The organism is Halomonas sp. NYA30 (assembly GCF_976980765.1).
In genome coordinates this window covers 4,248,482-4,266,125 of record NZ_OZ334477.1, presented here as the reverse complement: position 1 = coordinate 4,266,125, position 17,644 = coordinate 4,248,482, and the positions used below count along the sequence as shown (strand labels likewise).

Sequence of the window (17,644 nt, the reverse complement as noted above, 5' to 3'; positions counted from 1 at the left end):
ATCAGTACAATAACAATGAGGTAGATTTAAATGCCAAATAGAGATAGCCCAGAAGGGCGCAATGAACACGTTGTTATTCCCAGGTTCACGGGGCGTGATCTCCCGCCTATCGGCAGGCTTGTCATTCAGTTTGCTCCCCCAATAACTATCATCGCCCTCATTGTGATGGTGTTGAGAACGCCTGATGGCGTAGCAGCCGTCATTTTTGACATGAGAACTTATGTCACGGGTGGTTTTACTTGGCTTTTTATATTGTATTCGCTTTTCGCAGTGGCCGTATGCGCTTGGCTTGCTTTCAGTAAAGTGGGTAGTAGAGTTCGGTTGGGTGGCCCCAATGCGAAACCTGAATACAGTAACTTTGCCTGGTATTCGATGCTTTTTGCCTGCGGGCAGGGTATTGGTCTGATCTTCTGGTCAGTTGCCGAACCGATTATGCTCCGTGACGAAAGCCCAGTGATTCCGGCATTGGAGGGTAATGGCGCAGAGAGTGGGCTTGTTTGGGCCTATTTCCACTGGGGATTCACCGCCTGGGCTATGTATTGTGTCGTGGCAGTATGTCTGGCGTATTCACATCACAATCTGGGCAAAACCCTAACTTTTCGTGAGGCTACAGTGGATATGCTGCCGCAATGGGCCCAAGGCAGTGCCGGTGTAGTTGTCGAGCTGCTCGCGATCATGGCTACAATACTGGGCTTAGCAACATCTTTTGCCTTTGCCGCGATGCAATTCTCTTCGGGACTTTCCTCTTTCACCGGTCTGGCTGCCAGCCCTACTGTCTGGTTGTGCGTTATTGTCGGCCTAGGTACAGCCGCGGCAATCTCGGCTTTCTTCGGTATCAGCAAGGGCATGCGCCTGATTAGCGAAACAAACTCAATTCTGAGTGTGGTTCTCGTGGTGGCTGTCTTTATATTTGGCCCTACACTCTTCATCGTTTCAAACATTACCCAAACCTTTGGCTCCTACTTTACGAATTTTATTCCCATGAGTTTCTGGACGGACGCCTCCAGTACCGCTACTCCATTGACATCTTGGCAGCAGAGCTGGAATGGCTGGTGGACTGTGTTTATCTGGTGCTGGGTGATAGCTTTCTCACCCTTTGTCGCTGGGTTTATCGCTCGTATCTCGCGTGGTCGAACACTGCGTGAGTTTGTGATAGGTGTCACCATTATTCCTTCCCTGATCGTTATGCTATGGATTGGCGTACTTGGGTCTGCCGCAATCTACTACGACGATCAGAGTGGGCGTGGGATTTCGGATGCAGTGAACGAAAACGTCTCCAGTGGGCTGTTTGCGATGCTGGAGTCGATACCAATCGTCGGTAGTCTACTTTTGGTGGTGGCGACGGTGTTGGTGGCTACCTATTATGTGACATCGTTGGATGCAGGTACCTACGCGCTTGCGGATTTCGTGTCTGCACCGAAAAAGGCGGGAGCCTGGTTCCGGGTAGTGCTAGTCATGAGTATTGGTACGGTTGCAACGGTGCTACTGACACTGGGTGGAAGCGGCGTGGTAGATACAGTGCAGACCGGCACTATCATCGGCGCTTTTCCTTTCTCCATTGTGATCTTGCTGATGATCATCAATACGATTAGGCGTCTCTTGAATCGAGATAGATCCGTTCAGGAGCTGGAAAAAGCCGTAAATGACCCCGATCCGAACCTGAAAATTGATGATAGGGGGGAAGTTCAGACAATGAGCAATGATTCGCGTGCGACACAATAGCGTATTCAGATAGTGCTGCATTAATCTCTTCGTGCTCGATAGTATAGCGACATAAATGTTTGGCTTGGCAGCTGTGTTATCCAGCTGCTAAGCCATATCCGTACAACATATAATATTCCTATCTTCTACGGCGATTGGCTTTTTTTGATTTCTATAAGTTGGCAATTCCCGAGCGCAGAAAATCAAGTACATGCCTAGACGCCACATTTAGCTCACGATCCTTGTAGTATAAACCAATGCACACCTCCTCAAGGCTCGGCAGGATGCTGTTGCTACCTGCATGCTTCAGGTGGGGTGGAATCACTGAGCTGGCCATAGCTGTAATTCCTAGCTCTTCCTCTATGGCAGAGAAGATGCCCAGTAGGCTAGTGCTTGTGTACATGAAGCGGAAAGGGCGTTGCTGTTGCTGTAAGCCTTCTTCCATAATAGAGCGATAGACACACCCCTGTGGGTAGGCGATTAGCGGTATCGGTTCGTCATAGTCTTCAATGACTCGACTATCCTTGAAAACCCATTCCAGACTTTCCAGCCGGTAATCACGCATATCTCTGTCTTCGTTCTGCTTGGCGCGCTCCATGACCAGTGCAATGTCATAGTACCCTTTCTGATATCGCTGGAGTATGACCTTGCTGATCTCGCAGTCGACTTCCACGATGATGTTGGGATAGACACGAGAAAGTTTTCTCAGTGCCTTGGGAAGAAAAGCCAGCTCAAAATCGTTGGGTATTCCTAGTCGAACTTTCCCAGATACATTATCCCCCTTAACTTTAGCGATAATCTGGTCGTTTATTTCCAGCATATTTCTTGCGGATTCATAGAGATATTCCCCATCTTCGGTTAATTCAAGACTAGAGCCTCTCAAGAATATCTTGGTATTCAATATTTCCTCAAGTTTTTTTACTTGTAGGCTGATCGCTGGTTGCGATCGACCAAGTAGTTCCCCAGCACTGGTAAAGCCTCCTAAATCCTTGATCGTAACAAATGTCCTTAATAGGTCAGTGGGTATATTAGTCATCATCCTGCCATTTAAATGTCTGAGGTGGTCATTGAGTAAACAAATTGGCAGGTATATTGACCGAAAATACCTTTTTGATGCCGAACGCAGCCACTTGTAATGTCAACCCAATAACAAAAGGGTAGAAGGTTATAAATCCTGAGTGTTTACCAATTTTGTGATACTCACCTGCTAAATTCAGGCACCACCTACCTTCCGAAGGGAGCAGAAAAAATGACTCCCTCTCTCCAAAATACCTGAACAAGATCGATATGGGTGGCTTTTTATTGTCAGGGTGCTCACTGACAGGAATGAAAGGGCTGGGCCAGTGGGCGTCATTCCTACCACTTCGTTGCTTACGCCATTAGACCCTTAATATGATATTTGCGCCCATCTACCAATAGCATCAGCGACGCGGATGGCAAAAAGAGTATCTATCTGCCGGTTCAGCACCTCATCCTTGGATTAGGCGCTTGAGTGGAGGCGCGCCTGGCTTATTACGTAAGGGCCTGGATTCATAGAATAAGCGCAGCACTTTGGACCACAAGGTAGAGGCAGGAGGGCCAGCGCCGGTACCCTCTCTGCCTTACCTACCAAAGTGAAGCAGAGCATGGGATACCGACAACTGACCCAGATCCAACGATACCAAATTTTTGCCTATCTTGAGACCGGCATTAGCCAGCGAAAGATAGCTAAGGCCATTGGTGTCCATAGCAGCACCATTAGTCGCGAGATAAAGCGCAACGGTCTGACCAGTGGTTATGCGCCTGAACAGGCTCAATCGGCAAGTGATCAGCGCCGACGCACTGCCTGGAAAGTGACGAAGCGGCTGCCCAGCCTGATTCGCTGGGTCACTGACCAATTGATGGACGAATGGAGCCCTCAGCAAATCAGTGGCTTCATGGCCAATGCCAACGGGGTCTGCGTAAGCCATCAATGGATCTATGCGTTAATCTGGGACGACAAGAAGCACGGTGGAACATTATGGAAACGGCTCCGACTGCCACGCCAGCGGCGCTACCAGCGCCAATTGGCTAAGCGGGCGGGGTTAGGCAAAATCCCGCACCGAGTAGGCATTGAGCAGCGCCCTGCCAAGGTGGAAGAACGGCGCCATATCGGACATTGGGAAGGCGACACGGTGCTTAAGGGCCACAAAGAATCTGGACTGGTGACCCTGGTCGAAAGACGCAGTGGCTACCTCTTGGCAGCGCGGCTGCCAACAATCACCGCCACTAGAACGGCTCAGGCAATGACGCGGTTATTGGCACCACGCCGAGGGGCAGTGCACACCATCACTTTGGATAATGGGTCGGAATTCGCTGAGCACCGGAAAGTTGCCAAGGCCGTCTCGGCTAAGACCTATTTTTGCGACCCGTACCGCTCATGCCAGCGTGGTACTAATGAAAACACCAATGGTCTGATTAGGCAGTATTTTCCTAAAGGTACTGACTTCCGCAAAGTGACCAATGCCGAGCTACGAAGTGTCGTCAATAAGCTAAACGATAGACCAAGAAAGCGGCTGGGATACCGAACCCCAGCCCAGGTGTTCTTAGGTGAATACTCAGGAGCACTAGAAACCGCAGGTGCTGCACTTATTAGTTGAATCCAGGGGCCATGCTATCGATTATGCGCCATTCATCGCCGGAAAATGAAATAGGTTAAGCCTAGACGGCGTACTGACTCTCATTGCTGAGATCCGCGTAGATGTTGCGGCACCACTTGTAGCTTGAACTGATCGTCGTACTTATTCCACATAGAAACTCCCCTTAGATTGGATTAGAAAACCAGCTTTAAAGGAGGAAATTCATTTACCAAGTAGTGTGATCTTTTCGTAGTTAGAAAGTCGTTTGGCTACAACGCTACGTCGTTTAGTCACTACTTATCGCGTCATTTGTCTTTTTAATTGGTTCTTGGGCGCTATCGAAAATAGATTGCGGGTATGGGCATTTGTCAGGATCCAACAATAAAGGAGTTTCCCATGAACCATTCTTCCCTTTCAGCCTTTGATTCCCAAATCGCCGCGGCCATCGCTGATGAGGTTGCTCGTCAGGAGGCACATATTGAACTGATAGCCTCAGAAAATTATGCCAGTAGTGCTGTTATTGAAGCCCAAGGGACGGTGCTTACGAATAAATACGCAGAGGGCTATCCCGGTAAGCGCTACTACGGTGGCTGTGAGCATGTTGATGTGGTCGAACAGTTAGCGATAAGTCGTGCTTGCGATTTGTTTGGTGCTGAGTATGCCAATGTACAGCCCCATTCGGGTGCGCAGGCTAACGCAGCGGTTTTCATGGCTCTCATAAATCCTGGCGATACTGTCTTAGGAATGAGCCTGGCACATGGGGGGCATTTGACCCACGGCGCCGCGCCTAATTTTTCAGGTAAACACTACCATGCCGTGCAGTACGGGCTGAACCTGGAAACTGGCGAAATCGACTACGAAGAGGTCGAACGGTTAGCGCGTAGCCACAAACCGAAGATGATCATTGCCGGTTTCTCTGCCTACGCTCGAGTGGTCGATTGGCGCCGCTTCCGCTACATCGCTGACGAAGTCGGCGCATGGTTGATGGTTGATATGGCCCACGTTGCTGGGTTAGTTGCTGCTGGCCATTACCCGAGCCCTATCCCCCATGCTCACGTGGTGACCACCACTACCCATAAGACCTTGCGCGGCCCGCGGGGTGGGCTGATCTTATCTGACCATGGGGATGCCGCTCTCTATAAAAAGCTAAATGGCGCGGTTTTTCCTGGTCAGCAAGGTGGCCCGTTAATGCATGTTATTGCCGCTAAAGCAGTCGCGTTTAAAGAGGCTATGAGTCAGGATTTTGTGCAATATCAGCGGCGTGTGATCGACAACGCTCGGGCTATGGCCAAGGTATTCATGGATCGCGGCTATGACGTTGTCTCCAAAGGCACCGATGATCATCTCTTCCTAGTGTCTCTGATCAAACAGGGCATCACTGGCAAGGATGCTGATTTGGCACTCGGGCGGGCTCATATTACGGTCAATAAAAATGCTGTGCCCAACGACCCTGAGAGCCCCTTTATCACTTCTGGCCTGCGTATCGGCACACCTGCAGCTACGACACGTGGGTTTGATGAAAGCGAATGCGCCGAATTGGCCAGTTGGATCTGCGACATCCTGGATATCCTTGCGGAGCGTGGCAGCACTGAGGCAATTGAAAGCGAGGTCCGTGAGAAGGTTGCTGAAATTTGCGAGCGCCATCCGGTTTATACCGCACATGCAGCCGATGAGCTCGAGGCCAAGGAGATGGCCTCTCCCGAGCTGTAATCGCCTTCACGCATCAGGAGAGTTACATGCAACGATATTCAGGCTTCGGACTGGCCAAGCACGCGCTCAGTCATCATGAAAATTGGGAACGCCAATGGCGTAACCCCATCCCCAAGAAACAGTACGACGTGATCATCGTTGGCGGCGGCGGCCATGGCCTAGCCACCGCCTACTACTTGGCCAAAGAGCACGGCATCACCAACGTGGCCGTGGTCGAAAAGGGCTGGCTCGGCGGGGGTAATACCGCGCGGAACACCACTATCGTGCGCTCCAACTATCTGTGGGATGAATCCGCGGCGCTCTATGAACATGCGATGAAACTGTGGGAAGGGCTTTCCCAAGACCTCAACTACAACGTCATGTTCTCCCAGCGGGGCGTGCTCAACCTGGGCCACACCCTACAGGACATGCGCGATATTCAGCGCCGGGTCAACGCCAACCGCCTGAATGGCATCGACGGCGAAGTGCTGGACGCCAAAGGCGTGCAAGATCTGGTGCCGATCATGGATTGCTCGAAGAACGCCCGCTATCCGGTGCTGGGTGCCTCCTGGCAGCCGCGGGCCGGGGTGGCGCGCCACGATGCCGTGGCCTGGGGCTTCGCCCGGGCCGCCGATGCGCTGGGTGTCGACCTGCTGCAGAACACCGAGGTCACCGGTTTCAAGATCCGTGACGGCCGCGTCTACGGGGTGCATACCAACCGCGGCGACATTGAGGCGAAGACCGTTGGCTGCGTGGCCGCGGGCAACTCCGGCGTGCTGGCCGGGATGGCCGGTTTCCGGCTGCCTTTAGAGTCTCACCCTCTGCAGGCCTTAGTCTCCGAACCGCTCAAGCCGATTCTCGATACTGTCGTGATGTCCAATCATGTCCACGGCTACATCAGCCAGACCGACAAGGGCGACCTGGTGATCGGAGCCGGTATCGACAGCTATAACGGCTATGGCCAGCGTGGCAGCTATCCCACCGTTGAGCATACACTGCAGGCTATTGTGGAAATGTTCCCAATATTTTCCCGTGTGCGCATGAACCGCCAGTGGGGCGGCATCGTCGACACCTGCCCGGACGCCTGTCCTATCCTCTCCGCAACTCCCGTGAAAGGGCTATTTTTCAACTGCGGTTGGGGCACTGGCGGCTTCAAGGCCACCCCAGGCTCGGGTCACGTCTTTGCCTGGACCCTGGCCAAGAACCAAACCCATCCCCTCGCGGCCCCGTTCTCCATCGACCGTTTCCACACCGGTGCTCTCGTCGACGAGCACGGTGCGGCCGGCGTTGCTCACTAAGGAGGCATACCCATGTTTCTCATCTACTGCCCCTACTGCGAGGAGCACCGCGAGGAAGAGGAGTTTCATCCCAAGGGCCAGGCGCATATTGCCCGCCCGGCGGACCCTGAGGCCTGCTCTGACGAGCAGTGGGGCGATTACCTCTTCTTCCGTGACAACCCCCGAGGGATCCACCACGAGCTGTGGGTGCATGCCGTCGGCTGTCGCAAGTTCTTCAACATCACGCGCAACACCGTAACCTACGAGATTCTCGAGACCTACCGGATCGGTGAGCAGCCCCGCTTCACCGCCGAGCATCCCGAGGGCAAGCCTGCCGATAAAGTTGCTGCCGAGAAAGTGGCCGCCGAATCGGAAGCGGTCTCGCGTCAGGAAGGAGTCAAGGCATGAACCAGTCGTTGCAACAGCCGAATCGTCTTCGTGAGGGCGGGCGCATTGATCGTGCTCGTACCCTGAGCTTCACCTTCAACGGCAAGCGCTACCAGGGTCATGCTGGCGACACCCTTGCCTCGGCGCTGATGGCCAACGGGGTGGACATCGTCAACCGCAGCTTTAAGTACTCCCGCCCCCGCGGCATCGTTGCCGCTGGCGCCGAGGAGCCCAATGCGCTGATCCAGCTTGGCAGCACCGAGGCGGCCCAGGTGCCCAACGTGCGCGCCACCCAGCAGGCCCTGTTCGACGGCCTGGTTGCACGCAGCACTAACGGCTGGCCCAACGTCCAGCGCGATGCAATGGGCTTGGTTGGCAAGCTGGGCGGACGCTTCATGCCGCCGGGGTTCTACTACAAGACCTTCATGGCCCCGGCCTCTATGTGGATGACCTACGAGAAGTTCATCCGCAAGGGTGCCGGCCTGGGCCGCAGCCCCATGGAGCGTGATCCGGACAGTTATGACCACTTCAACCAGCACTGCGACCTGCTGGTGATTGGTGCTGGCCCCGCCGGCCTGGCCGCGGCGCTGGTCGCGGCACGCGGGGGCGTCCGGGTGATCCTCTGCGACGAGCAGGAGGAGTTGGGCGGCTCGCTACTCGACAGCCGTGAGCTGTTAGATCACCAGCCGGCCACCCAGTGGGTTGCACAGGTGCTGGAAGAACTCGCCAGTCTCGACAATGTCATCCTGTTGCCGCGAACCACCGCCCACGGCTACCACGACCACCACTTCGTGACCCTGCACGAGCGGCGCACCGAGCATCTCGGCGAGACCGCGCCGGTGGTCGACGGAGTCTGCTCTTCCCGATCGCGGCTGCATCGGTTGCGCGCTGGCCAGGTGCTGCTGGCCACTGGTGCCCACGAGCGCCCGCTGGTCTACGCCGGCAACGACGTGCCAGGCAACCTGGTTGCCGGGGCCGTCTCCACCTATATCCGCCGCTACGGCGTGGCGCCGGGCAACAAGCTGGTGCTCTCCACCAGCAATGACCACGCCTATCGCGCCGCCCTGGACTGGGATGAGGCCGGCCGCGAGGTGGTGGCCATTGTCGACGCCCGCCAGGCGCCGGACGGCGAACTGGTGGAGCAGGCCCGCGCCCGCGGCATCCGCATCATTGAAGGTTCGGCCGTGCTCGAAGCCAAGGGAAGTGCGCGCGTGAACGGTGCCCGGGTGGCCACCATCGATGCCGCTGCCTTCAAAGTCACTGGCAAGGCCGAGACGCTGGCCTGCGACACCATCGCCACCTCCGGCGGCTACAGCCCGGTGATCCACTTGGCCTCCCATACCGGTGCCCGGCCGACCTGGAACGACGAGCTCCTCGGCTTCGTTCCCAGCTTGGTGAAGGGCGTGCATGCCGCCGGCAGTGCCCGTGGCGTCCACGACCTGGCCGAGGGGTTGGCCGATGGCGTTTCTGCGGCGACGAAGGCGCTGGACGCGCTTGGCCAGTCGGCCGGCAGCGTCGAGCTGCCCCAGGTCGACGCCCGCCGCGAAGGCAAGGCCTGTGCGCTCTACCAGGTGCCCCACGAGAAGCCGACCCTGCGAGCGCCTAAGCAGTTCGTCGACCTGCAGAACGACGTCACTGCGGCAGCCATCGAACTGGCCACCCGCGAGGGCTTCGAGTCCATCGAGCACGTCAAGCGCTATACCGCCATGGGCTTCGGCACCGACCAAGGAAAGCTGGGCAACATCAACGGCATGGCCATCGCCGCGCGCTGCCTGGCCAAGTCGATCCCCGAGGTCGGCACCACAGTATTCCGGCCCAACTACACGCCGGTGACCTTCGGTGCCATTGCTGGCCGCCACTGCCGCGAGCTCTTCGACCCCGAACGCTATACCGCCCTGCATCAGTGGCATGTGGAGCATGGCGCCGAGTTCGAGGACGTGGGCCAGTGGAAGCGCCCCTGGTACTTCCCGAAGAGCGCCAATGATAAGCAGGAGAGCATGGACGAGGCCGTGGCCCGCGAGTGCCTGGCGGTACGCGAGAAGGTCGGCATCCTCGACGCCTCCACGCTCGGCAAAATCGACATTCAGGGGCCGGGCGCCCGGGAGTTCCTGAACCGTATCTACACCAACAAGTGGGCCAAGCTCGAGGTCGGCCGCGCCCGCTACGGACTGATGTGCAGGGACGATGGCATGCTGATGGACGATGGCACCACCAGCTGCCTGGGCGAGAACCACTTCCTGATGACCACCACTACCGGCGGTGCCGCCGGGGTTATGGAGTGGCTAGAACTCTGGCACCAGACGGAGTGGCCCGAGCTCGACGTCACCTTCACCTCGGTGACCGACCACTGGGCGACCATGACGGTGACCGGGCCCGAGGCACGACATCTGCTCGCCGAGATCACCGATATCGATCTTGATCGTGACACCTTCAAGTTCATGGACTGGCGCGAGGGCAAGGTGGCCGAGGTGCCGGCGAGGGTCTTCCGTATCTCCTTCACCGGCGAGCTCGCCTACGAGATCAACGTCCAGGCCAACTACGCGATGCACGTCTGGAAGACCCTGTTCGAGCACGGCGAGAAGTACGGCCTCACACCCTATGGCACCGAGACTATGCACGTGCTACGGGCCGAAAAGGGCTTCATCATCTCCGGCCAGGAGACCGACGGTTCGGTGACCCCGGAGGACCTGGGGATGCAGTGGGCCATCGGCTACGACAAGCCCTATTCCTGGGTGGGTAAGCGGGCCCTGTCGCGCTCCGATACGCGGCGCACAAACCGCAAGCAGTTGGTGGGCCTCAAACCGAGGGACCCGTCGGTTGTGCTGGAGGAGGGCGCCCAGATCGTCTTTGATCCCGACCACGCTATCCCCATGCCCATGGTGGGCCACGTGACCTCGAGCTACTACAGCCCAACGCTCAAGAGCGGCTTCGCCCTCGCCGTGGTCAAGGGTGGCCAGTCGCGCATGGGCGAGACCGTCTACCTGCCCATGGCCGACGGCAAGACCCACGCCGCTGAAATAGTCGGCCCGATCTTCTACGACCCCAAGGGAGCGCGCCAGCATGTCTGAGCAAACTACGACCTGGTTCAACCTCTATGAGACGTGCCCCGAGGCCGAGGTACCGGCCGAGTCGCCGCTGGCCTGGGCCTACCACAAGACCTGCCGGCCGAGCGTCAACCAGAAGAGCCGGGTGGTGCTGCGAGAGCGCGCTATGCTCGGCCATTTGATCCTGCGCGGCGGCGCCATTGTCCTCGACGAGGCGGTGCACTGGGTGCTCGGCTTCGGCCTGCCGGGCCGTCCCAACTGCCTGACCCGGGATGAGAGTGGTGAGCGCTCGATCCAGTGGCTGTCGCCTGACGAGTGGCTGCTGGTCGTCCCCGGCGGCGAGGAGTTCGCCCTGGAGGCCAAACTGCGCGAGGCCCTGGGTAACGCCCACTACGCCATCGTCAACGTCAGCGGCGGCCAGACCCTGATCGAGCTCGAGGGTGAGATGGCCTGGGAGCTCCTGATGAAGTCAACGCCCTATGACGTCCACCCGGAAGCTTTCCCGGTAGGCAAGGGGGTTACTACGGTGTTTGCCAAGGCGAACCTGATCCTGCGCCGCCCCACTGAAGAATGCTGGGAACTGGTGCTGCGGCGCAGCTTCGCCGACTACTGCTACCGCTGGATCCTGGACGCCGGCAGTGAATACGGCATCGGTGTAGAGCGCTGATCAAGGCCGCTCTTCTGCTCGTTACTTGCTACACAAGTAGGAGAGCGGCAACGCCGTCGTGTTGGGAATATTCGAGCCGATAAACAAGACTTTTCAAGGGAAGCATGATGACTGACAAGATTAAGTTACTGCGTAACGCACAGCCGGAAGTGCTGCTGGATGCCAGCTCCTGGGAAAAGATTTCTGGTGACCCCCATACCGTCAATCTCAATGCTTACGCATCAGCAGATGGGATCAAGACGATGGGCACTTGGATCTGCACGCCAGGCAAGTGGGCGGTAGATTACAAGAAATGGGAATACTGCGATTTTCGTGAAGGGTACTGCGTTTTGACACCGGAAGATGGCGAGCCTATCCACCTGAAAGCCGGTGATATTTTCATCGTTGAGCCTGGTTTTAGAGGCACTTGGGAGGTCGTGGAAACCGTTCGCAAGTATTTTGTTTTTGCCTGACCGTGTGGCGATGCTTTTTTAATAAATAATAGAGCCGATACCTAGATTCTGATTGTCTGATGAAAAATCCACGTGGAATTTTAGGCTAACTATAACAAAGGAGATAGCGTGATGGGCCCCAAAAAAAGTAGTTGGATCCTCGCGGCCCAATGCCCGAGCCGGCTCGGTACCGTGGACGTGGTAACGCGTTTCCTTAAAGAGAGCCGCTGCTACATCACTGAGCAGCACTCCTTCGATGACCGGCAGAGCGGCGGCTTCTTTATCCGCACCGAGTTTCGGCCCATGGAGGAGGACTTCGACGCTGGGGCCTTCGAGGCCGGCTTCGCCGAGCGTGCCGCCGAGTTCGAGATGACCTTCGAACTGACAGCCCCGGGCACTCGGATGCCGGTGGTGATCCTGGTCTCCAAGGCTGATCACTGCCTCAACGATCTGCTCTATCGCTACCGCATCGGCCAGCTGCCCATCGAGATCCGTGCCATCGTCTCCAACCACCCGGACCTGGCGAACCTGGCGGAGTGGCACGACATCCCCTATCACCACTTCCCGATCACGGCTCAGACCAAGGCCAAGCAGGAGGCCCAGATATGGGAGGTGGTCGAGGCGACCGGCGCCGAGCTGGTGATCCTTGCCCGCTACATGCAGGTGCTCTCGAGCGAGATGTGCGAGCGGCTCAGCGGCCGCGCCATCAATATCCATCATTCTCTGCTGCCAGGCTTTAAAGGCGCACGGCCTTACCATCAGGCCTATGAGAAGGGCGTCAAGCTAGTTGGCGCAACGGCCCACTACATAAACGACGACCTGGACGAAGGGCCGATCATCACCCAAGGGGTGGAGTCGGTAACTCACGCCGATTATGCGGAAGACCTTGTCGCGAAGGGGCGCGACGTCGAATGCTTGACCCTGGCCCGGGCGGTGGCTCTGCATGTGGAGCGGCGCGTCTTTCTGCACGCCAGTCGCACCGTGGTCTTCAATCAATAACAACAAGGTGACATAACATGCCAATCAGTGTCTTCGATCTATTCAAGATCGGCATCGGGCCATCGAGTTCGCATACCGTGGGTCCCATGCGGGCCGCCTTCGACTTCGTCGGCGAACTTAATGACCGGTCATTGCTAGAGCGCGTGACGCGCCTCGAGATCCAGCTATTCGGTTCGCTTTCTGCCACTGGCATCGGCCATGGCACCGACCGTGCGGTGATCATGGGGTTGATGGGTGAGCGGCCGGACCGCATCGATCCAGCCTTGATCGACTCCTACATCGAGGAGGTGCAGGCGTCCGAGACGTTGCGCCTGGATAGCCGCCACAGTGTGCCTTTTCTGTGGCGGCGCGACATGCAGTTTCACACCGACAGCCTGCCCTACCATCCCAATGCCATGCGTTTGATTGCCCACGACCACGGCAACGAGCTCTACTGCAATACCTACTACTCGGTGGGCGGCGGCTTTGTCATCGACGAGGCCCAAGTGGCCGAGGGTGTCTTTGATGCTGATGCGGCCCAATTGCCCTACAACTTCCAGACCGGCGACGACTTGATGCGCATGTGCCGGGAGAGCGGCCTGCGCATCAGCGAGCTAATGCTAGAGAATGAGAAGGTGTGGCGCAGCGAGGCGGAAGTACGAGCCGAACTCTGCAGGATCTGGCGGGCCATGCAGGAGTGCGTCAAGAAGGGCATGGAAGCCGAGGGCGTACTGCCCGGCGGGCTCAACGTTCGCCGTCGCGCTAAGACCCTGTACCACCACATGCTGGCCAGTGAGGACGACCACTCGCTGATCGCCTCAACCATGTCGGCCATGGACTGGGTCAACCTGTATGCCCTGGCGGTCAACGAGGAAAACGCCGCCGGTGGGCGCATGGTCACCGCCCCCACCAACGGTGCGGCAGGCATCATTCCCGCGGTGCTGCACTACTACATGCAGTTCCGCCAGGGGGCCAGCGAGCGCGACGTGGTGGACTACCTGCTCACCGCCGGGGCGGTAGGGATTTTGTGCAAGAAGAACGCCTCCATCTCCGGCGCCGAGGTAGGCTGCCAGGGCGAGGTGGGGTCTGCCTGCGCCATGGCAGCCGCCGGCCTCGCCGAATTGATGGGAGGTAGCGTAGCTCAGGTGGAAAACGCCGCTGAGATTGGGCTGGAGCACAACTTGGGGCTGACCTGCGACCCCGTGGGTGGATTAGTGCAGGTACCCTGCATCGAGCGAAATGCCATCGCCTCGGTAAAAGCGATTAATGCTGCACAGATGGCATTAAGGGGTGATGGGGAGCACTTTATTTCTCTGGATAAAGTCATTCGCACCATGCGTGATACAGGCGCAGATATGCAGGAAAAATATAAAGAAACTTCGATGGGAGGGCTGGCCGTGAATGCGATTGAATGTTGAAAACATAAGAGGAAGGTAGAAGGTTTTTAAATGTGGTATAGCGGTAAAGTAATAGCGTTCAATAACATTATAGTTTATTTGCAAAACTAAAGGCTGTTGACGTTTCACATCGGCAACCAGAGGAAGCCACAGGCTAAAGCGACCATTCTTTCGTAATTTCGTTTGAGTTTTTCGTAGCGTGTCGCGCTTGCTCGGTAATGTTTTACTCGTGCATACGCATTCTCGATCAGGTGCCGATGGCCTCAACATCGTTACTGGCAACACCTGAGCTGTGCTGGTATGCCGTGCCATCGATGAAGAGTCATTCAATCGGGATCTTCCACTAACGCTTTGAAGGTGATCGTCAACTTGCCGGCGGCCGACCAGGCATTGAAGCGTTTATAGACCGCGTTCTAACGGCCAAAAAAATCGGGTAAATCACACCATGGATAGCCGGAGCGCATTCGATAAAGAATGCCTTCCACCGTCACTGGTAGATCGGGCTTGTGATAAATGCCATGTTGAAGCCGAGTAGTTTTCAGCTTCGGCCAATGTTCATAATTGAGCATCAGTCTGGACATTGCAGACTCGCAGGGTGATGGCTTCGGAACTTCTACTCTGCGAGTTGGCTTTTATCCTGCCAATATCCCTGCCATGAAATGCCATCAGCCCCTAAATTTTAGCTAGGACTGTAGATACTTATAGGTGAGTACGACACCGAAATTTTATAAATCTAGGCCGCAGAAATATAACATTACTAAAATTCTCAGGGCTGTGGTCACTTGCTGCGGCCAAAGCGTTAAACAAAAAATTAGTCTACACACTAATCATTTGATGAATTAACTGAGCTTTTTCTAACAATAGGGGGTGGTACGTTTTTAGTAGTGTTTGCATATCCACACGAGCGGCGTTGGTGCTGATATTGATAGCTCCCAGCAATTTATTGTTAGCGTCAAAAACAGGCACGGCAATTGAGCGCAATCCAGAATCAAGCTCTTGATCGGCAATGGCGTAGCCTTGCTTGCGCGCCTTGTGAATACACTTTTTAAGCTCATTTTTGGTCGTAAATGTTTTTTCTGTATAGCGCTGCAACGTTAACCGCTCTAAGTAAGCATCCAATTCAGCTTCTGGCAATTGTGCGAGAAGAACGCGCCCCATGGAGGTATACGCTGCTGGTAAGCGGGTACCTACGGACAGTGTAATGGCCATTAGCCGATGACGTGCCGCTGAGCGCGCGACATAAATGACGTCATCGCCATCGAGCACGCCTAAAGAGGAAGACTCGCCGCATTCATTGGTGATTTCCTCCAAATACTGCTGAATAGCGCTGCGGTAGTTATTGGCGGATAAAAATGAATATCCCAATTGAAGCACGCGTGGCGCTAACTCAAAGTAGCGTTGCTGTTTGCGAACATAGCCAAGTGCGTGCAGCGTGAGCAAAAAGCGCCGTGCCTTGGCTCGGTTCATGCCTGTACGCGTGGCTACTTCGCTGAGTGTCATACGTGGGTGGTGCTCATCAAACGCTAAAATAACTTCTAGGCCGCTCGCTAAAGCAGTAACGAAGTCGCGATCATCGGGGGTTAGCATGTCGTCCTGTAGTTGTTCTTCCATCGGTGTCCACTCATCGAAATATGCATAAAATTAGAGAGCCAATATAGCATGTTGTTCGAATAGCGAACATATATGCGCTCCTGCGCGAACCAGTAAATGATCCTCGTCGAGCCATGAAAAAGTTCATGGCAGGTTAAGTACTTGAGCCAATTCGCTTAGATATTAAAGGTTACGACATTGTCGGGGAAAAGGTGATTGAGGAGCTTTACAGTAACATCTATGAAATGTGTTCCGTTGTAGTGAGCGGTGCGATAATTGTTATAGGAATCGCTAATCATGACGGTGTTCTTGGGGGCGTGTTAATGCCGAGCCGGTAAATTGCGTAACCCAGTGGCCTTATCTGGTGGGCGCCTATCCTGCGTTAACATAGGGCGTCAGCTGCCAATTGAGCCACAGTGCCCATTATCTGTTACCGTTGTGGATAAACCTGCTGAGCCTTAGCCCAACACTACTAAATACACGTTGATAGACCGATGTAACATTATCTTCTCCTGGCGGAACTGGAAAAACAGACGGGCTCCAAAATTTAGAACTTGGTTCCATGTAATGTAGAGGAGAGCGCGTTTTTGCATACTCACTAATGTTCATTTTAGAAAGTTAGGAACCCGGCAATCGTCATTAGCCAAATAGTCAGGCTAAGCGTGAAGAAAGAAGCAACGGTTGCTACCAGCATCGCCGCAGCACTAATGCCCCCTAATCCATACCGTTGGCCGAACAGTGGGTAAATACTGATCATTGGTGACGCAGCGAATAGCACTGCGCCCACCATGTAGAGCGGATCAATGCCTGGCATAAGATAAAAGGTGATAAAAACAATCAAAGGATGAATAAGGAGTTTGCCGACAACAATCTGGCCAACATCCCTCGCCATGCCTTTCACCTGTAAACCAAATAGTGCGCCGCCAATCACAAATAGCGCCGCTGGGCCAGCTGCTTCGGCTAGCATATCGATAGCTTTAAATAGCGGCGTGGGAATCTGAATTCCGGTAACGGCCAAGCAAATGCCGACTAATAAGCCGACTAGCACCGGATTTTTGATCAGGCTAAGGGCTGTCTGCTTAACTGTTTTCCATACGCTGGAACCTTGATGGCTGCCCATTTCAGCTAGAATCAGCGCCATAGGAATTATAATCAGCGTCTCAATGATCATATTGAGCGCCAACAGCACTGCCGCATGCGAGCCGATCACCATAACGGCAACAGGATAGCCAACAAAGCCACTGTTAGCCGCCGCCATGCCTAATGCTTGCATGGCGCTGGTATGAAGCGGTTGGTGCTGGCGCTTTAAGCAAAGCAGTAGCCCGGCACTGAAAATAAAGATAGAACCCAGGCCGTAAGCGATTAAATAGTTGAGCTTAAAAATCTCTTCCAGGGGCTGCTGGGTTAATGCGCGAATCACCAGGGCAGGTAGCGCGCAATACATCACAAAAACGCCCACACCCTGCATCTGTTCGCGTTGGATAATGCCGCTCCACCTCACTGCGTACCCTAAACCGATCAGCACGAAGATAGGGGTGGTGATACTAAGAATAGCGAGCATCGCAGCCTCATTAGCGCATGGCGACAAAGGGTTTGTTCGTTGAGCGAATAAGTGTACGCTATTTTTAAGGCATCAGGACATGTTATGAGTCGAGAGCGAAACAAGCTGCTGGATAAAGTGTGTGCGCAGCGGTATCACGTGGGCGTCTATTTGCTCGGTGCCAATATGGTCGGCGGTAAAGAAACGAAACGTACCCACTCCCTGAAATACAAATAGGTCTACTCTTGACAGCGTTTTAGCGCCCGCCTGGTGGGCGGCGTTTAACAGCTCGGTATAAGCAGGAATATATACAGCATCAAACACCCAGTGTTGGGCTCCCAGCCCG

The 17,644-nt window shown here is 55.3% G+C and carries 14 protein-coding genes and 1 pseudogene; 10 read left to right on the top strand and 5 right to left on the bottom strand.

From position 1 onward, the window contains the following. Window positions 1-30: 30 nt before the first annotated feature. The gene (locus ACWI0H_RS19745) at window positions 31-1,722 is read left to right on the top strand and encodes a BCCT family transporter (protein WP_485874315.1); all 1,692 of its coding nucleotides are present in this window, start codon (window positions 31-33) and stop codon (window positions 1,720-1,722) included. Window positions 1,723-1,873: 151 nt separating this feature from the next. On the opposite strand, the gene ACWI0H_RS19740 is transcribed toward ACWI0H_RS19745, so the two are convergent. Continuing rightward, complete coding sequence (locus ACWI0H_RS19740; protein ID WP_485874314.1) at window positions 1,874-2,740, bottom strand: LysR family transcriptional regulator; 867 nt, start codon at window positions 2,738-2,740, stop codon at window positions 1,874-1,876. Window positions 2,741-3,326: 586 nt separating this feature from the next. Between ACWI0H_RS19740 and ACWI0H_RS19735 the strand changes: the two genes are divergently transcribed. From ACWI0H_RS19735 to ACWI0H_RS19695, 9 genes are all read left to right on the top strand, one after another. Further along, window positions 3,327-4,319 (top strand): IS30 family transposase, encoded by a 993-nt coding sequence (locus tag ACWI0H_RS19735; protein WP_045812303.1) that lies wholly within the window; start codon window positions 3,327-3,329, stop codon window positions 4,317-4,319. Window positions 4,320-4,694: 375 nt separating this feature from the next. Continuing rightward, window positions 4,695-6,008 (top strand): serine hydroxymethyltransferase, encoded by a 1,314-nt coding sequence (glyA, locus tag ACWI0H_RS19730; RefSeq protein ID WP_035556504.1) that lies wholly within the window; start codon window positions 4,695-4,697, stop codon window positions 6,006-6,008. Window positions 6,009-6,034: 26 nt separating this feature from the next. Beyond that, window positions 6,035-7,285 carry a sarcosine oxidase subunit beta family protein gene (locus ACWI0H_RS19725; RefSeq protein ID WP_035556506.1) on the top strand — a complete coding sequence of 417 codons (1,251 nt, stop codon included), beginning with the start codon at window positions 6,035-6,037 and terminating at the stop codon, window positions 7,283-7,285. 12 nt (window positions 7,286-7,297) lie between these two features. After that, entirely contained in the window at window positions 7,298-7,672 is a 375-nt protein-coding gene (locus tag ACWI0H_RS19720) for a sarcosine oxidase subunit delta (RefSeq protein WP_485874313.1), read from the top strand. Then, the gene (locus tag ACWI0H_RS19715; RefSeq protein ID WP_485874312.1) at window positions 7,669-10,719 is read left to right on the top strand and encodes a sarcosine oxidase subunit alpha family protein; all 3,051 of its coding nucleotides are present in this window, start codon (window positions 7,669-7,671) and stop codon (window positions 10,717-10,719) included. The genes ACWI0H_RS19720 and ACWI0H_RS19715 overlap by 4 nt, the downstream gene beginning before the upstream one ends. Then, window positions 10,712-11,362, top strand: coding sequence for a sarcosine oxidase subunit gamma (locus ACWI0H_RS19710; protein ID WP_485874311.1), 651 nt, complete (start codon window positions 10,712-10,714; stop codon window positions 11,360-11,362). Before ACWI0H_RS19715 ends, ACWI0H_RS19710 begins: the two co-directional genes overlap by 8 nt. A 107-nt stretch (window positions 11,363-11,469) precedes the next feature. Continuing rightward, window positions 11,470-11,814, top strand: a complete 345-nt coding sequence (locus tag ACWI0H_RS19705) for a cupin domain-containing protein (RefSeq protein ID WP_485876280.1) — start codon at window positions 11,470-11,472, stop codon at window positions 11,812-11,814. A 111-nt stretch (window positions 11,815-11,925) separates the two neighbouring features. Further along, on the top strand, window positions 11,926-12,792 hold the full coding sequence (gene purU, locus ACWI0H_RS19700) for a formyltetrahydrofolate deformylase (protein ID WP_485876279.1): 867 nt from the start codon (window positions 11,926-11,928) through the stop codon (window positions 12,790-12,792). A 17-nt stretch (window positions 12,793-12,809) separates the two neighbouring features. Further along, window positions 12,810-14,189: an L-serine ammonia-lyase gene (locus ACWI0H_RS19695; RefSeq protein WP_485874310.1), complete on the top strand. Its 1,380-nt coding sequence runs from the start codon at window positions 12,810-12,812 to the stop codon at window positions 14,187-14,189. A 104-nt stretch (window positions 14,190-14,293) separates the two neighbouring features. Here the strand turns inward: ACWI0H_RS19695 and ACWI0H_RS19690 are convergent. The 4 genes and pseudogenes from ACWI0H_RS19690 to ACWI0H_RS19675 all read right to left on the bottom strand — a co-directional run bounded on the left by ACWI0H_RS19690 (window position 14,294) and on the right by ACWI0H_RS19675 (window position 17,622). Beyond that, window positions 14,294-14,749 (bottom strand): annotated as a pseudogene (locus ACWI0H_RS19690) (transposase). Window positions 14,750-14,984: 235 nt separating this feature from the next. Then, complete coding sequence (locus tag ACWI0H_RS19685) at window positions 14,985-15,779, bottom strand: IclR family transcriptional regulator domain-containing protein (protein WP_485874309.1); 795 nt, start codon at window positions 15,777-15,779, stop codon at window positions 14,985-14,987. A 589-nt stretch (window positions 15,780-16,368) separates the two neighbouring features. Beyond that, entirely contained in the window at window positions 16,369-17,319 is a 951-nt protein-coding gene (locus ACWI0H_RS19680) for an AEC family transporter (RefSeq protein ID WP_485874308.1), read from the bottom strand. Between the two features lie 72 nt (window positions 17,320-17,391). After that, entirely contained in the window at window positions 17,392-17,622 is a 231-nt protein-coding gene (locus ACWI0H_RS19675; protein WP_138799578.1) for a hypothetical protein, read from the bottom strand. Between the last annotated feature and the right edge of the window lie 22 nt (window positions 17,623-17,644).